We start from the raw sequence: 17,011 nt of genomic DNA on the forward strand, positions 1-17,011 counted from the left end.
AAAACGGAATATCGCATTTTTAAAATGGAATAATGCTAATTTACTACTGGCTAACTAAAACTTAACTTTCAGAAGTTAAGCTAATTTACTGCTTTCATAGCTATGACACATTTGCTGCGCTTGCAGCTCATCGTATTCGCGTAAACCGCTTAACACTAGGGTTTTGATACCTGAGCCTATGACTTTACCTGCGCTTTTTAAGGCAAACTGCAAGGTCACATCACCGCGTTTGCCATTGATTTGCATATCCTGCTCAACCAATTCAAGGTTCATATCAGTGAAATCGAAAGTATCTAATTGAAAAGACATACTTTCATAAATAACCAAAGGTCTGGCTGGGTTAATCATCATGCCGTACTGTTTCATCATCGGCACTAGTACATGAATAAAATTAAGCCCAGAAAACGCCACATAACTTTTGATGAATGCCGCTTTTTGTACATCACATTGACAAAGCGCCCCTTCACGTTCGATATGCAGGTATTCTTTGCCTTTGTTGTCACAAATACTAAATTGTTCACCGGCTTGCTGATCCAGAATTAACTCAACGCCATCACCGACCATGCCAGCAAACTTAAACTTCATTTTTTTGCTCAAGCCGAACTCTGTGAGCACTAAAGCAAACAGTAAGTCACCAGGAACACAGAAGCGTTTAGCGCCAACATTATGAATAGGATTAAAGTCTTCAGCGACGTGCTTGGCGAAATTGCTCGCTTGCAAAGCAGAAATAAACACACTTTGGTCTTGCTTAGCGTAATAAGGTGACAAAAACATATACATCCATTCTTATTCGTTAAAGATATCCATCTCTTATTGAGTTGGGTTTATTGTGAATCGAGTTTACAGCAAAAATTCACATAAACTCAGCCGATGACTTAATCGCTGTCACGACTGCAGCACTATGCTCTTACCTCACTATTTGTGAAGCGAACCACATCATACTAATCCAACTCCAACATTTGAGTTAACATTATTAACTCAAATGTTGATTTTAGTAATTAATTAAGTAAACTCCATCACAATACGGATACAAATGATAACAATTACCATTTTCATTATATTTGCAATTCGCCTTTGGAGATTTACATGACTCAACACAGCCTTCGAATTAGTCTTTTAGCCACTGCCCTATTCAGCGCTTTTTCAGCATCTGCTGCCGATACAGATCCTGCAACCAATGCCACCATGGAGCAAATCTCAATTTTTGGCAGTGCCAATCCGGTTAATAATGTTCCCGGTAGTGCTCATGTTATCGGTGACGCTGAAATTGAAAACTTCAAATACACCGACATTATGCGCACCCTAGCGTCTGTGCCTGGGGTGTATCTGCAAGAAGAAGATGGTTATGGCTTACGTCCAAATATTGGTATGCGTGGCACGGGTCAAAATCGTTCTGAAAAAATCACCATTATGGAAGACGGAGTATTAGCGGCGCCTGCGCCTTATGCTTCTCCTGCGGCTTACTACTTTCCAACCTCTGGTAGAATGCAAACCGTTGAGATCATGAAAGGCGGCTCGACCCTTAAATACGGCCCTCGCACCACTGGTGGTATTATCAATATGCTTTCTCGTCAAATCCCAGTGGAAGAACTGGCTGGCGGTATTGATGTGGCCGCAGGACAAGACGGCTTTGCTAAAGTACATGCCCATGCAGGCGGTCAAGGCGAACGCGTTGGCGCGGTAGCAGAAATTTACCGTTATCAAGCTGATGGCTTTCGCGACATTAATGGTGTTGGTGGTGATACTGGTTTTGTGAAAAACGATGCCTTAGCGAAAATCAGTATTGATAGTAGCGACGATGCAAAGTATCAGCAACGCCTTGAATTAAAATTAAAGTACTCAGATGAAGTGTCTAACGAAACTTACATGGGCTTAACTGAAGATGATTATAACGCTTCACCTTATATGCGTTACTCTGCCTCTCAAAAAGATGAAATGAGCACTGATCACAAGCAAATTCAGTTAAACCATATCATCGACTTTAGCTCGACTGTATCACTTGCGACCACGGCTTATTACAACAACTTCCACCGCAACTGGTATAAAACCAATAAAGTGGCGGGTCAAAGTTTAAGTAGTGGTGGTATTGAAGCTGCGGCTGATTTTGATCGCGATCCTGCTTCAGCAGCTGCGATTGATGTTGAAGTGAAAGCCAATAACCGTGACTACCTATCCCAAGGTATTCAAACTGAGCTAAATTGGCTAGTGGGCGACCATGACTTAGCCATTGGCGCTCGTTACCATGAAGATGAAATGGATCGCTTCCAGTGGGTTGATACCTATGAGTTAGGGGCTAGCCAAGTAATGTCACTGACTAATAGCGGCACTCCTGGTTCTGATTCAAACCGTATTGATAGTGCTGAAGCGTTTGCTTTTTATGTTCAAGATAAGATGACCTTCGGTGATTTAGCCATTACTGCCGGTCTACGTTATGAAGATGTCACCACCCAGCGTCGTGATTGGGGTAAAACTAACGTCGGCCGTGAAGGCGCACCAGATAAAGATATCAGCAACAGCTTTGATGTGGTTTTACCTTCAGTTGCAGCAACTTACCAAATAACCGATAACTTAATTGTGCTCGCAGGCATTCAGCAAGGTTTTGCCCCTAGCGCCCCCGGTAATGATGACGGTAAAGAAGAAAAAAGCTGGAACTATGAAGCAGGTGTTCGTTACAACACTGGTGCATTAAACTCTGAAGCTATCGCCTTTTACAGTGATTACAGCAATATGCATGGTAACTGCACCGCGGCTCAAGGTTGTGATGATGACAATATCGGTAATCAATACAATGCTGGTGAAGTTGAAGTGAGCGGCGTAGAACTGAGCTTAGGTTATGAGTTTAATCAAACCAATGACATTAGCTTCCCAGTCAAAATGGCTTACACCTTCAGCAATGCTGAATTCCAAAACGCATTCATCTCTGACTTTGAGTCATGGGGCGACGTTGAAAAAGGTGATGAACTGCCTTATTTACCTGATAACCAACTGTTCTTATCTGCAGGCGTTCAAGCACAAGCATGGCAAGTCACTATTGCAGGTCGTTATACCTCTGATATGCGCACCGTCGCCGATCAAGGTGGTATCCCTGCAGAAGAATTAATTGCCAATAAAACCGTTGTGGATTTATCGGCTCGTTACTTCATTAATGATGCATCTGAAGTCTACTTAACCGTTGATAACTTATTGGATGAAACCTATATGACCACCCGCATTCATGGTTCTATCTTTGCTGGTAAGCCGCAAACGGCAACACTCGGTTATCACTATAAGTTTTAATCGCTTAGGTTAAGATTTAGCTAAGCTTTAGTTAAGCGATATAAACTTAAGCCAAAGGTAAGCTCGCTAAATACCGACACAATAAAAATGGCTACTCAAACGAGTAGCCATTTTTTATTCTGCCTAATTAATCATTAAGATTATAAAGCTGACTCAGCTGAGTGTTAATTGATGATTTTTTGCCACCAAGACAAGGGCTCACCACAGTTTGCAGCAGGCTTGTAGCTGTCACGTGTGGCAGGCAGCGCCATCACATTGTCACAATCGGCTTGTTTTGCCACGCCAGTGTCTTTATCAAAATAACCTTGGGTTATGCCATCTGCCGGCGTCATTCTTAAACCTAACGGCGGACGCTGCTTTAAAAATGCTTGGTACACTGCCATTGCGCCGCTTGAGCCATATAAACCCGTTTTACTGTTATCGTCTTGACCAACCCAAATAGCTGCCACGTTACGCTCATCAAAGCCTGCAAACCAAGAGTCACGACTATCATTACTGGTGCCGGTTTTACCCGCTAGAGCTACATTAGGGAATGCTTGACCCAAGCGTTTAGCTGTGCCGGTTTTGACCACTTGATTCATCGCATATTGCACCAAGAAATCGGTTGCAGGATCCATTCCTTGAACGGCACTTTCACGCGTTACCTTCAATGGTTGATTATTAGTATCAAGCACCGCAGTTATTGATGTTAATGGTCGATAACGGCCATTATTGGCAATGGTTTGATAAGCCTGCGCCACCATATAAGGTGAGCCATTAATGGCCCCTAACAACATTGATGGATAGCGAGGTATAGCATCGGACCAACCCGCATTAGCCATGGTTTTAGCGACATTATCAACGCCTAATTCAATACCAATATTCACCGTTGGTACATTCATTGAGTTTTTAAATGCATCTAATAATGGCACCTGTTGACGGAATTTTCGATCCACATTTTGTGGCGACCAGGTTTTACCTTGACCATTTTGTAAGGTGATCGGTTTGTCAGCTATTGGGGTCGCCAAATTATATTTACTGCCTTGTTGCAATGCAGTGGCATACACAAATGGTTTCACTAACGAGCCAATCGGGCGGCGAATTTCCACTGCGCGGTTAAAGCCGTCAAAGCTTGGCACTCTATCCCCTACCATGGCGGCAATGCCATCGGTGTATTTGTCAGTTACCACCATCCCTACTTGCACGTTTTTAGTGCGTTCATCCAGTGACTTCATGGTGCTAACGACTGCTTTTTCGGCGGCATCTTGAGCCATAGGATCTAAGGTGGTGTATACCTTGACCCCTGATTGCTGCAGTAAGCTATCACCATAACGCGTTCGTAACTCTTGTTTTACCACCGCAAAGAAAGCTGGCAGTTTTTGATGTACTGATTTATTAAAATCACGCAGCCCGAGTGGTGATTCTACCGCCGCTTTGTATTGCTCAACGGTTAAGCGATCATCTTCCATCAGTAATCGCAGCACCAAGTCGCGGCGATTTTGCGCCCGCTCAGGTGAGCGCCAAGGGTTGTAGTATGATGGCCCTTTAATGGCGGCAATTAAAAAGGCTTGTTGGGATACTGTTAGCTCCGCGATAGGACGGCCGAAGTAAAACTGCGACGCCAAGCCCATACCATGAACGCCACGCGCCTTGTCTTGCCCCATATACACTTCATTTAAATAAGCCTCGAGTATCTCTTCTTTGCTGTATCGAAAATCAATGATGATTGCCATTAAGGCTTCACGGATTTTACGCACAATTGAGCGCTCACTGGTTAAAAAGAAGTTTTTGGCTAATTGCTGAGTTAAGGTTGAACCACCTTGAACTGTGCGCCCGGCGGTCACATTGACGATAGCGGCGCGGAGAATGGCAAATGGATTAACCCCATGATGCTGATAAAAACTGCGATCTTCGACCAAAATCAGGGCATCGACAATAGCTTGGGGCATTTCTGTGGTAGGCACAAATAATCGGTCTTCAGCGCCAGAAGCCAAAATGCGATCCAGCAATACTGGCTCTAAATGAAATACTGCTAATTGACGCTTATCACTCATGCGCTGCACTGAGTTGACCCCTTGAGAGTCAAATGAAATCATCACCCGCTGAGCTGCTTGATCGCCTTCTGGGTGTAAAAATGGTCGACGCCAAAGCTCAATTTTACTACTGGATGCTGAAAACTCGCCCACTTGACGAGGGTTGGCCACTTTACGATAACCAAGCAGTTTTAGCTCCGCCATTAGCTGCGGATGGTTTATGGCTGCGCCGGGATAAATGGCCATTGAACGGCTAAACACTTGTGCGGGTAAGTGCCATTTTTGCCCTTCAAATTTACGGGCAATAATTTGATCTAAATAGATGCCGTAAGAGCTCACCACCACGATGCCAATCAAGCCGAGTTTCCAGCCGATTGACCACAGTTTTTTCCACATTGACGGCTTAGCTTTAGCAACGACCCTTTTTACTCTAGGCTTTTTAGTCGCCGCTTTTTTGCTGGCGTTTTTTTTCGTCGCAGCAGTTTTGGTCGCTGGCGTTTTAGGCGCTGCTGTTTTAGGAACCGATTGCTTTTCTGCAGGCTTTTTCGCTACATTTTTTTTAGGCGCTTGAGGAGCCATCATCTTTGTCGTTTCTGTCATCTTTTTTTAATTCTTTATCGCCATTAGCAATTTAAGCCTGGCGTCTTCTTTTTAGTAAATTTAGTGGCGGTTGTATTAACCGGATCGTCAGGCCATAAATGGCGGGGATAACGGCCACGCATTTCTTTTTTTACTTCAATATATGGGCCTTGCCAAAAACTGGCTAAATCTGCGGTTACAGCAATAGGTCGCTGGGCTGGCGACAATAATTCCATGGTGACAGTGAGCTTACCATGAAGTAATAGCGGACTTTGTGATAAACCTAAAGCCTCTTGCAGGCGTACTTTTAATAGCGCTCTACCGCTGACGGCCTTATTGCTGTCGGCGGCATCATTTTCCATGCTTTGCTTATCACTATCGCTGCCATCGGCTTCACTTTCTACGGCCTGAGCAGCGACCACTTGATACTCAATCGGTGCTCGGGTGCCGGTAGCCATTTGCCAATGAGTGGGAAGCAATTCATTCAATGTTTGCTGTTGCTGCCATGTCAGCAGATTTTTCACATGGCCAAAGGTATCAAGTTTTTGTAATTTGGCAATGGAATTCACCTCAGCTAAATATGGCGCTAACCACTGCTCTAAGCTTGCTAGCAAGCTGGCATCATCAAGGTTTGGCCAATCATGTTGCGGCGCAAATTGCTGGGCTAACTTCAGTCGATATTGTAATTGCAAAAAACTTTCGCCCAAATCCAGCACAGTTAAGCCTTTCGCGCGGATGTGACTCAATAACGCTTGCTGGATTAATTTATTATCTACCTGAGTTTCTTGAGCGCGCTGTATAATAACCTCACCCACTCGGGTTTGCTTTTCAGCAAAAAAGCGCCCTTTGGTTTCATCCCACTGACAAATTTTAACCTCATGGGTTAAAAATTTAAGCTCTTGCTGGAAATGCTCAGGGTTGATTGCCGCAGCAAGATAGACTCCTCCTGCATTGCGGCCTTGGGTTTCTTGAAAATCGGCCACCACTAACCAAGCTTGATTAGCCATAGCATCTTCAGCATCAATAGTAACCCCAGTGCCGTTACTGAGGGCAAAACCTAGTTTCCCGCGGGCTTTGGCAATTCTGTCGGGGTATGCCAGCGCCAATAATAAACTAATATCACGACTGGCGGCGTCGCGAGCCACTTGCTTGATATCGCCTTTAGCAGATAGCGCCCGCTGCCATTTATTCACTTGGGTTGCCATTTGTCCTTGGGTCGCTAAACCCAGGTACTGACTGATATCAGCGCCTTTTTTAGGTAAGCCTCGTGCTTCGAGTACCGCAGCAAGTAAACATGCCAGTAACACTAAGTCGGCCTGTTGCTGGGATTTAGCAAGGGCTTGCGAAGTCAGCAACATGTGCGCTAAACGCGGGTGACAACCTAGCTCATAGGCCGCTTGGCCTTGCGCGGTGATTTTATGTTGCTCATCCACCAGCTCAAGCTTGGCGAGTAATTGCCACGCCACCTGTTGATGAATCGCTGGCGGCTTAGTTAATAGCGGTAAGGACTCAATATCACTCACGCCCCAATAGGCACAATCAAACGCCATTGACGTCAGCTCGCTTTGGGTGATTTCAGGCGCATCAGCCACCATCATTCGACTTTGTTCTTCTTGGCCCCACAATCTCACGCAGCAGCCTTTTTGTAAGCGCCCTGCACGGCCTGCACGCTGAATACTCGAGGCTTGGCTTATACGCCTTAACGATAATCGACTAACACCTGTGCGTGGGTTAAAGCTTGCCTCACGCTTATACCCACTGTCTATCACAATAGTGATGCCATCGATGGTTAAGCTCGACTCAGCAACATTAGTGGCAATGACGATTTTACGTTTGCCACTAGGGGCGGGAGAAATGGCTTTATCTTGCTCAGCAGGAGATAAATCACCGTATAAGGGACACAATAAAAATTCATTTGGGTCTAGTCGCTGACTTAATAATCGCTGCAGTTGATTAATTTCCCCTTTGCCGGGTAAAAACACCAACACCGAGCCATGTTGGTAGTCGCTTGGGACTGTGTTGCTACTGCTGACACTGTCGATAACCACTTGGCTTAAATGACTTAGCCACTGCACTTGCCCCATTACCGGTCGGTAAAGCGTTTCAACATCAAAGCTTCGACCTTGGCTTACTAATGTGGCAGCGTCAGGCATTAATTGGCTTAAGGGTAAGCCCGATAGGGTTGCCGACATGGCAATAATTTTAAGATCTTCGCGCAGCGAGTCTTGCACTTCTAGCGCCAGCGCTAAACCCAGATCTGTGGGTAAATGACGCTCATGGATTTCATCGAAAATAATGACCTCTATGCCTTCAAGCTCTGGGTCTTGCTGGATCATCCGCGTTAAAATACCCTCTGTGACAATTTCTAAGCGGGTATTAGCCCCGACTCGGCTCTCACCTCTGACCCGATAGCCCACTCGCTCACCGACTTTTTCCCCTAGGGATTTAGCAATAAATTGCGCCACACTGCGAGCAGCAACCCGCCTTGGTTCCAGCATGAGGATTTTGCCGCTAATTTGCGGCCACTGCAGCATTGCCAGAGGTAGTGCGGTGGATTTACCGGCACCCGTGGGCGCTTCGAGGATAATTTGCGAATGATCGCCCAGCGCCTGTTGTAATGGCGCAAATAAGGCTTGAATAGGTAATGAGCTCAAAGGAGATACTTTAACGGCGAAAATCTGGCTTCAGTTTACTCATAAACGATTATTGATGCTACGGCTCTATGCAGATCGAAGCGGGGGCAGATTAAAGCATATGCAAATCGAAGCATGCACACATTGACAATTAACGACTGAAACGAAAAAGCTAATCGCCTATAAATCGATTAACCACGGCGTTCTGATCCCTGAGGATAAATCCTGCAAGCGGGTAGGTTTTCCAATCGCGTAGCCTTGGCCATAGCTAACACCAAGCTGTTTTAATTGCCGCCCAATGTCAGCGCTTTCAACAAATTCGCCTATCACTTCAAAGTCCATATCTTTACCCAGCTGGCAAATAGCCGAGACAATGGCTTTATCACTGCGGTCGTCACAGACATTAACCACAAACTGACCGTCAATTTTGACATAGTCCACATCTAAGCATTTCAAATAAGCAAAACTTGAAAAGCCCGATCCGAAATCGTCCAAAGCCAGCTTGCAACCTAAAGGTTTTAATAGCTCAATCAAGGTGGTGGCCTGTTCGAGTTGACTAATAGCGGCGGTTTCTGTGATTTCAAAACACAACTTAGACACCAGTTCGGGCTCAACCATCAAGCGTATTTCTAACCAGTCCATAAACTTACTATCGGATAATGACAGCGCTGACAAATTTAGCGACACCATTGATAATTGTGACCAAATTTCGCTATTGCGTGCGCCCCACTTTAAAAGGTTGTCGATAACCCAGCTATCAATTTTTGATGCTAGGTTATAGCGCTCTGCTGCAGGTAAAAACACCCCTGGTGATACAAAACGGCCATCCTCTTGCACCATGCGCAATAAGATTTCCATGTGAATGCCACGGTCGTCAGAATTTAGCGGTTCTATGAGTTGATAAAATAATTCAAACTGATTAAGCGCCAGTGCCGAGACTATATCAACGGAGGCCAGCATTTGATTATATAAATGATGTACTTGGGGATCGTTTTTACTGTAAAAATGCCAGCGATTACGGCCATCTTCTTTGGCGATACGACACGCCGCATCTGCCTGACTCATAATGCGGTAAATGTCTTCTGACTTCGCATCCAGTTGAGTCATACCCATACTAACGCCAATATTATGGCTGACTTCGCCCCAAATAAATTCATGTTCGGATAATTGCTGGCAAATGCGGTTGCCCACTTGCTCGGCTGACTCTTTATCCGCTTGGAACATTAAAATGCCAAATTCATCGCCGCCTAAACGGGCAACGACATCGCCATGACGCAGTAAGTAGCTCAGACGCTTAGACACCTGACGTAACAATTCATCCCCAGCTTGATGACCACTGATATCATTAACCACTTGAAATTGATCAAGATCCATAAAGGCAACACACACAGGCAAGCGATCTTTATGCTCAATTAATTCTTCAAGCATTGCCTCAAACTGTAACCGATTCGGCAGACCTGTGAGCGGATCATAGTTGGATTGAAATGACAGCTCATCGGCTAAACGGTAGCGTTCTGACACATCTTCAATCATCATCAATAATTGCTGCTCTATGTCTAATGCGCGGCAAAAGCTAAGTTTATACCAGTGAGTCACACCCGCTTTAACCAGTGGAACTTCACACCATGACTGATGCAGTGCTCCATCTCTGACAATGTGTAGGCAATCATCCAACAATATGTGGTCATCTGCATTGATTAATGAATATAAACTTTGATTACTGATTGACGAAAAAATTTGGCTAGCCACTTGATTTTTACTGCTAATACAGTTGTCCTTATCAATGAGCGAACAGGCTACCGGCAGTTGCTGAAAAAGCTCAAGGTATTGGGCTTCTTTGTTTGTTAATAATTGCGATACGCGAGCCAGCTCAGCTTCAGATGCCAGCTTTAGGCTAGCCTCGTTAAGCTTTGTCATAGGACAATTGACACCATCCGAGGCCTCAAGTTGCCAATTTAATTGATATTTTAGTGGTAAAAAAATCAACCTGGTATTGCCTATTTGCACCGCTTCACTCAAAGAGAGTGAAAACACCTCGGACCGTGACTGAACAAAATCAGTTATTTGACGCTGCAAAAGACTTGTTGTGGCATTGATATCAGCACTATCTTGTGCGAGTAATTGTTCACATAAATCAGGCAAGGCAGCGAGTGATTGGCCTATTCGTGCGTTATTAGGTTGGCGCTGAAGATGCTGTTGAAATTGATCTTGATGCTGATAAGCTTGCAACGCCTTGGCATGGTAAACTTTACCACTGGTTAGACTTTCAGTTGTTTGGGATAGTAAAACCACGATTTCATCGACGCCTAATTGCAGTTGCAATGCATCAATCTCAGCCATAACCTTATCACAGCACAGGTAGTGATTTAATTCAGCAGACTGCGGGCTAGCCCATACTGATTTCAGTTCACTATTGTTCATTCAATGACTCATTCATTCGCAGCATTTTTGCTGTCATTATACAGTATCCCTCTAAACGGAGCTTCACTGGTCTTGCTGTTAATTTACCTAACCGTAAACTGTTGCCGTCGATTAAGCTAACATGTCTTTGACGATAAACGTCATAATAATAAAAAATAATGCTAACAACAGATAAGGATCAATGGCGTTAAGGAGACCCATGACTAAAAATCACCATAAACGTTGTTTTATTGCCATTGCATTATCAGAGTCAAACCGCACTCAATTGAGCCAATATCAGCAGCAATTAATGCCGCATCTGAGTATACAGGTTAGCGCCGTTAAGCGGGAGAATTTACATCTAACCGCTGCATTTTTAGGCAAAATTAGTTCTAATCAGATGCTGCAGATTGATCGGTATATCACCGAGCAGCATTTCAGCGCTTTTGAACAACCACTGCAACAACTTGCTTACTGGCCTAAAGCGAAAGTCTTGTGCATTCAGGGTGATGCCGAAAAAGCGTTGGCGCATATTGCCCACAGCTTAAAATTAATGACATCACACTTAAACCTTTATCAAACTCAGCATGAATTTAGACCCCATATCAGCTTATTTAGAGCTGTGTCAGAGCCTGCAGCCCTTATAGATAAGTTACCTGCACTCACTGAAGCTATAAACACAAAAGCCCGCAATTTAACCCTCTATGAATCCATTAGCAGTACTCAAGGGCTTATATATAAACCACTGCAACAGTGGCCTTTACAGCCATAACGAAAAAAAGCTGCCTAGGCAGCTTTCGTTTCTCGAATCTATAGCTAAAACCTGAAGAGTTATAGGCTTTATCGCTCTAACATTGCCGCGATGGTCAATACTCCATGAGCTGTTGCGCCAGCGCTCCATAATGGCGTAGCCGATGATGCATATGCACCAGCTAAATCCATGTGCAACCAGTTAACCCCTGGGCTTACAAAGCGCCACAAGAAGCCTGCTGCATTTGATGCGCCGCCTGCACCGCCACCTTTCATTGCACGACTATTGGCAGTATCGGCATAAGGAGAAGGACACATATCTTTATGCCAAGCATCCAATGGCAGTGGCCAGACATTTTCAGCGACTGTAGCCGCTTTTTGTTGTGCTAATTGCAGGGTTTCCATTTGCGGTGAAAAAATCGCGTTGTAATTTGTCCCTACAGCCGCCATAGCCGCGCCTGTCAGTGTTGCCGCATCAATAATTAATTCAGCACCGGTATCTGATGCTGCCTGCAGTCCGTCAGCTAACACTAAACGCCCTTCAGCATCGGTATTAACCACTTCAACGGTAACGCCATTTTTGTAGGTTAAAATATCACCTAACTTGTAAGCGTTGCCACTGATGAGGTTTTCGGCGCAACACAGAAACAATTTAACCCGCTTATTCAGACCGGCTTTCATGGCTAGACCCAGCGCTGCTGTCACTGTTGCCGCGCCGCCCATATCGCATTTCATATCCAGCATGCCCTCTGAAGGCTTAATGCTGTAACCGCCAGAGTCAAAGGTAATGCCCTTGCCCACAAGAGCGGTGGATACTTTGGCATCGGCTGCGAGTGGATTAAAATCAAGCACTAGCATCGCTGGCGGACGCTCACTGCCACGGCCAACCGCATGTAAACCAATCCATTGTTTTTCGAGTAATTCTTGGCCTTCAAAAATATCAAAACTGACCTTGTCGCCACCAATGTCTTTGAGCCAGTTTGCTGCGTGCTCGGCAAGAATAACCGGAGACAATTCTTCAGGGGTTTCGTTAACTAATTTGCGCGCGAAACTTGCCGCTTCAAAGCGATGAGATAAAGTGGCTTGAGTGCTCACGTCACCACACCAGAGTACTTCAAATGGGCCTTTGGCCGTGGTAAAACCTTGAGAAAAAGCCCATTGCGAATCAAGGCTCCATAACTCACCGTCAAGCTGCACCTTGCTAATACCCTGACTACGAATTTTTCTAGCCGCCATTTGTACTTGACGTAATTCATCTGCTGCAGATAAATGGATCAGCGCTTGATGGCCTTGAAAGCTCACATCTGCTTTACCCCAAAGGCTCTGTGGCGCTTCTCGTGTTAGGGTAATCGTCATAATTTCCATTGTAATGTCCTTGTTATGCTTGCGTTGTAACTTAGATAACCAATAAGCTAAGTGTACTGTAAATCACTAAATGAACGTGACTAATTCAGCATCATTTAGTAAAAATAATTGTTAATAAATAATTTTAGGAGCATTCTTTTTAATGGACTTTAGCCCTCCCTTACAACAAGGTACTTTATTGAGGCGTTACAAACGTTTTCTGGCCGATGTGCAACTTGATGATGGTAGCGAAATCACCATTCACTGCCCCAATACTGGTTCGATGAAAAACTGTTTGTTTCCCGGTGAAACAGTTTGGTTTTCCAGCTCAGATAACCCCAAAAGAAAATACCCAAATACTTGGGAGCTCAGTGCCACCCCCGACAATCATTTAATTGGCATTAATACCGGCCGCGCCAATGCATTAGCCGAAGAGGCGATTAGTAATGGTGTCATTACTGAACTTAGCGGTTATGCATCACTAAAAAGAGAAGTGAAATATGGTGATGAAAATAGTCGTATCGACATTTTACTCAGTGATGAAACTAAACCTTTATGTTACGTTGAGATAAAGAGCTGTACATTATTAGAGCAAGCAGTAGGCTACTTTCCTGACTCAGTTACCACTCGTGGACAAAAGCATTTGCGTGAGTTAATGCATATGGCTAGTCTAGGTCACAGAGCGGTATTACTTTTTGTCGTCCAACATAGCGGCATTAATCTCGTTCAAGCTGCTGCGCATATCGATCCACAATATGCACAATTATTAAAGCAAGCAGTTAACAGTGGGGTTGAAGTGTTAGCATATCAAACCGAACTGTCGGCGCTATCCAGCAAAATTACTCGTAAGTGCAAAGTCATTGTTTAGTTCAAAAAAGTATAACTTACTAATCAAATAATTTGCCACGCTCTAGAGTTTCTGCTATAGATAGCGGCCATAAATTTTAGACGCACATAAAATCACTAATTATTACAGGAGATGCGTTATGCCTGAAGGCACCAAAAAACTTGGCGTACTCGCTATCGCAGGTGTAGAACCTTACCAGGAGAAAGCTGGCGAGGAGTATATGGGTGAAGAGCAACGCTCTCATTTTAAGATCATCTTAGACGCTTGGCGTAATCAGTTACGCGAAGAAGTTGATCGCACCTTGAACCATATGCAAGATGAAGCTGCTAATTTTCCAGATCCTGTTGACCGTGCAGCTCAAGAAGAAGAATTTAGCTTAGAGCTTCGAGCACGCGACAGAGAACGTAAGCTGATCAAGAAAATTGAAAAAACACTACAAAAAATTGAAGAAGACGATTTCGGTTTCTGTGATTCATGTGGTGTTGAAATCGGTATTCGCCGTTTAGAAGCACGTCCAACAGCTGATCAATGTATCGATTGTAAGACGCTTGCAGAAATAAAAGAAAGACAAATGGCTGGCTAATATAGCCCATGCATTTGTCACACAGCAAAACTGCTAGCTTGCTATTTATGAGGCGGGGCAGTATTGATACCAAAAGGCGAGATTATTCTCGCCTTTTGTATTTTTTGATTTTTACTTTTAGGATTAACAGAACTTGTTTATCGGCTATGGCATAAAAGTAGTAACCTTTTAGGTCGACACCAATAAATCGAGGCAAAAGCTATGTCGCTGAACTCATCCGCTTATATTGGTCGCTTTGCTCCGTCCCCATCTGGCCCGTTACATTTTGGATCCCTTATTGCAGCCCTTGGCAGTTACCTGCGGGCAAAACAGCAACAGGGTAAATGGCTCGTCAGGATTGAAGATATAGATCCACCAAGAGAAGTGGCTGGTGCAAGCAGTGATATATTGACCACCTTAGAGGCTTATGGCCTGCATTGGGATGATACAGAGCTATTTCAAAGCCATCGGCTTGATATCTATCAGCAGCATATTGAGCAGCTCTTAAAAGAAGATCTTAGCTATTTTTGCCATTGCACTCGAAAAAAAATTCAACAAATGGGCGGCGTTTATGACAGCCGCTGTGGTCAGCTACGCCCTCGATTAACCCAAGGCGCCGTTCGTATCAGAAATAGCGCCCAGGTTGAACATTTTACTGATTTAGTGATGGGAAGTGTCACGGTAAAGCACAGCTTTGCGGCTGAAGACTTTATCATCAAACGCAGTGATGGCCTTTACGCCTATCAATTAGCTGTGGTGTTAGATGATGCCTTTCAACAGATCACTGAAATAGTCAGAGGCTGCGATCTACTGGAAACCAGCTGCCGCCAAATAAGCATGAATAATATTTTGGGCTTTAACTCCCCCAATTGGCTGCATCTACCTTTAGCCTGCACCAAGCCAGGGTTTAAATTATCAAAGCAAAATTATGCTAATGCCATTGATCGAAAACGTCCCCAAGCCAGCATCAATGCCGCATTGCGCTTTCTTGGGCAACAACAAGTTGATATTGATGATGTCGATGTCATGCTAAAACAGGCCGCAGAGCAATTTGCGATTAGCCAAATTCCACAACTATCTGAGATTCTGATTGAGCAGTGATATACTCATTCAGTAACATTTGGTATATCATAGCCGCCAGATTTTTAACCATTTAATAATGTCGTTCGAGGTGTATTATTTTTCGCCGTATAAGTCAATTCTGCAAACAGCTGTTTGAAGACAATAAAACCACTCCTGTCATTGAGCCACAAAGCCAAGATGACGGCCTGCGTTTGGACATTGTCACCAGAGATGCCCATACTATTTCTCGACGCCAAATAAGTGAAAATGCGTTAAAAGTACTCTATAGACTCAGTAAATCTGGCTATAAAGCTTACCTAGTTGGCGGTGGTGTTCGTGACATTCTATTAGGTATGGAGCCGAAAGATTTTGATGTGGTCACCAATGCGACCCCTGAAGAAATTAAAAAGCTCTTTAGAAATTCACGCTTAGTGGGCCGCAGATTTAGATTGGCACACATTGTTTTTGGCCGTGATGTTATCGAAGTCGCCACCTTCCGTGGTCATCACAATGAAAATGATGACAAAATTTCCAAATCCAATGCTGAAGGTCGTCTACTTCGTGACAATGTCTACGGTGAAATAGATGAAGACGCTGAACGTCGCGACTTTACTATTAACGCCCTGTATTACGACATTAGCGACTACTCTATCCACAGCTACGGCGGTGGTATTCATGATATCGATGCTAGAGTCATCAAGCTGATTGGCGATCCTGAAACTCGTTACCGTGAAGATCCGGTGCGGATGTTACGTGCGGTGCGCTTTGCTACCAAACTGGATATGACCATTGAGCCGGTAACGGCTGCGCCAATAAAAGAATTAGCGCCATTATTAAAAGATATCCCTGCAGCGCGTATGTACGAAGAAGTGCTAAAGTTATTTTTTGCTGGCAAAGCAGAAGCTAACTACAACATGATGCAAGATTTTGGTTTATTTGCGCCGCTATTTCCGCAAATTGCTGCGTTAATCAAAGAGCAACCCAGTGGCAATACCGCTAAAATGCTAACGGCAGTCATGGCCAGTACCGACTTACGCGTCAGCCAAGATAAACCGGTAACGCCCGCCTTCTTTTATGCGGCATTATTGTGGTATCCACTCAAGCAACGTGCTGATGATATTGCCTTAGAAAGTGGCTTAAGTCATTACGATGCTCATGTTGCCGCTATGGGTGATGTGATGGAGCAGCAATGTCGCACCATTAGCATTCCACGCCGCTTCAGTACTCCGGCAAAAGATATTTGGCAGCTACAATTGCGTCTAGAACGTAGCCAAGGCACCCGTGCCTTCAAATTATTAGAGCACCCTAAATTCCGCGCTGCTTATGATTTATTATTACTGCGCGGCGAAGCCGAAGCGGGCAATATTGGTAAAATTGCCAATTGGTGGCAGTCATTTGTTGAAGCCGATGAGCAACAACGTACTGATATCGCCAAAAGCGGTAACAAGAATGGCCCAAGCAGAAATCGTAACGCCCAGCAGCGTAAACGTAGACGCCCTAATAAGCCTAAGTCAGCTCCAAAGCCTGCTAATACTCAAGAATAACA

General features: G+C 44.5%; 11 protein-coding genes. 6 read left to right on the forward strand and 5 right to left on the reverse strand.

Features of this window, described 5'->3' with window-relative positions; all coding sequences use genetic code 11:
- Window positions 1–75: 75 nt before the first annotated feature.
- Complete coding sequence (locus BCU91_RS08375) at window positions 76–774, reverse strand: DUF3581 domain-containing protein (RefSeq protein WP_102475926.1); 699 nt, start codon at window positions 772–774, stop codon at window positions 76–78.
- Between the two features lie 312 nt (window positions 775–1,086).
- On the opposite strand from BCU91_RS08375, the gene BCU91_RS08380 reads away from it, so the two are divergent.
- Window positions 1,087–3,276, forward strand: a complete 2,190-nt coding sequence (locus BCU91_RS08380) for a TonB-dependent receptor (RefSeq protein WP_102531277.1) — start codon at window positions 1,087–1,089, stop codon at window positions 3,274–3,276.
- A 164-nt stretch (window positions 3,277–3,440) separates the two neighbouring features.
- Here the strand turns inward: BCU91_RS08380 and mrcB are convergent, their stop codons facing one another.
- The 3 genes from mrcB to BCU91_RS08395 form a co-directional block, all read right to left on the reverse strand.
- Window positions 3,441–5,684: a penicillin-binding protein 1B gene (mrcB, locus tag BCU91_RS08385; protein ID WP_102475942.1), complete on the reverse strand. Its 2,244-nt coding sequence runs from the start codon at window positions 5,682–5,684 to the stop codon at window positions 3,441–3,443.
- A gap of 227 nt (window positions 5,685–5,911) precedes the next feature.
- A complete protein-coding gene (gene hrpB, locus BCU91_RS08390; protein WP_102531278.1) occupies window positions 5,912–8,521 on the reverse strand; it encodes an ATP-dependent helicase HrpB in 2,610 nt (869 codons plus the stop codon).
- A gap of 159 nt (window positions 8,522–8,680) precedes the next feature.
- Window positions 8,681–10,921: an EAL domain-containing protein gene (locus tag BCU91_RS08395; RefSeq protein ID WP_241904055.1), complete on the reverse strand. Its 2,241-nt coding sequence runs from the start codon at window positions 10,919–10,921 to the stop codon at window positions 8,681–8,683.
- A gap of 199 nt (window positions 10,922–11,120) precedes the next feature.
- On the opposite strand from BCU91_RS08395, the gene thpR reads away from it, so the two are divergent.
- Window positions 11,121–11,672, forward strand: a complete 552-nt coding sequence (thpR, locus tag BCU91_RS08400; protein ID WP_157936280.1) for an RNA 2',3'-cyclic phosphodiesterase — start codon at window positions 11,121–11,123, stop codon at window positions 11,670–11,672.
- A gap of 68 nt (window positions 11,673–11,740) precedes the next feature.
- On the opposite strand, the gene pepB is transcribed toward thpR, so the two are convergent.
- Complete coding sequence (gene pepB / locus BCU91_RS08405) at window positions 11,741–13,015, reverse strand: aminopeptidase PepB (protein ID WP_102531280.1); 1,275 nt, start codon at window positions 13,013–13,015, stop codon at window positions 11,741–11,743.
- Window positions 13,016–13,157: 142 nt separating this feature from the next.
- Here pepB and sfsA point away from each other — a divergent pair, with 142 nt between their 5' ends.
- From sfsA to BCU91_RS08425, 4 genes are all read left to right on the forward strand, one after another.
- Window positions 13,158–13,862 carry a DNA/RNA nuclease SfsA gene (gene sfsA / locus BCU91_RS08410; RefSeq protein ID WP_102435722.1) on the forward strand — a complete coding sequence of 235 codons (705 nt, stop codon included), beginning with the start codon at window positions 13,158–13,160 and terminating at the stop codon, window positions 13,860–13,862.
- A gap of 118 nt (window positions 13,863–13,980) precedes the next feature.
- Window positions 13,981–14,424, forward strand: coding sequence for an RNA polymerase-binding protein DksA (dksA, locus tag BCU91_RS08415; RefSeq protein ID WP_102435720.1), 444 nt, complete (start codon window positions 13,981–13,983; stop codon window positions 14,422–14,424).
- A 201-nt stretch (window positions 14,425–14,625) separates the two neighbouring features.
- Window positions 14,626–15,504, forward strand: a complete 879-nt coding sequence (gene gluQRS / locus BCU91_RS08420; RefSeq protein ID WP_102435718.1) for a tRNA glutamyl-Q(34) synthetase GluQRS — start codon at window positions 14,626–14,628, stop codon at window positions 15,502–15,504.
- A gap of 167 nt (window positions 15,505–15,671) precedes the next feature.
- On the forward strand, window positions 15,672–17,009 hold the full coding sequence (locus tag BCU91_RS08425) for a polynucleotide adenylyltransferase PcnB (RefSeq protein ID WP_241903440.1): 1,338 nt from the start codon (window positions 15,672–15,674) through the stop codon (window positions 17,007–17,009).
- Window positions 17,010–17,011: the final 2 nt, after the last annotated feature.

It is taken from the genome of Shewanella sp. 10N.286.52.B9 (assembly GCF_002873635.1).
In the GTDB taxonomy this organism is placed as follows: Bacteria; Pseudomonadota; Gammaproteobacteria; order Enterobacterales; family Shewanellaceae; genus Shewanella.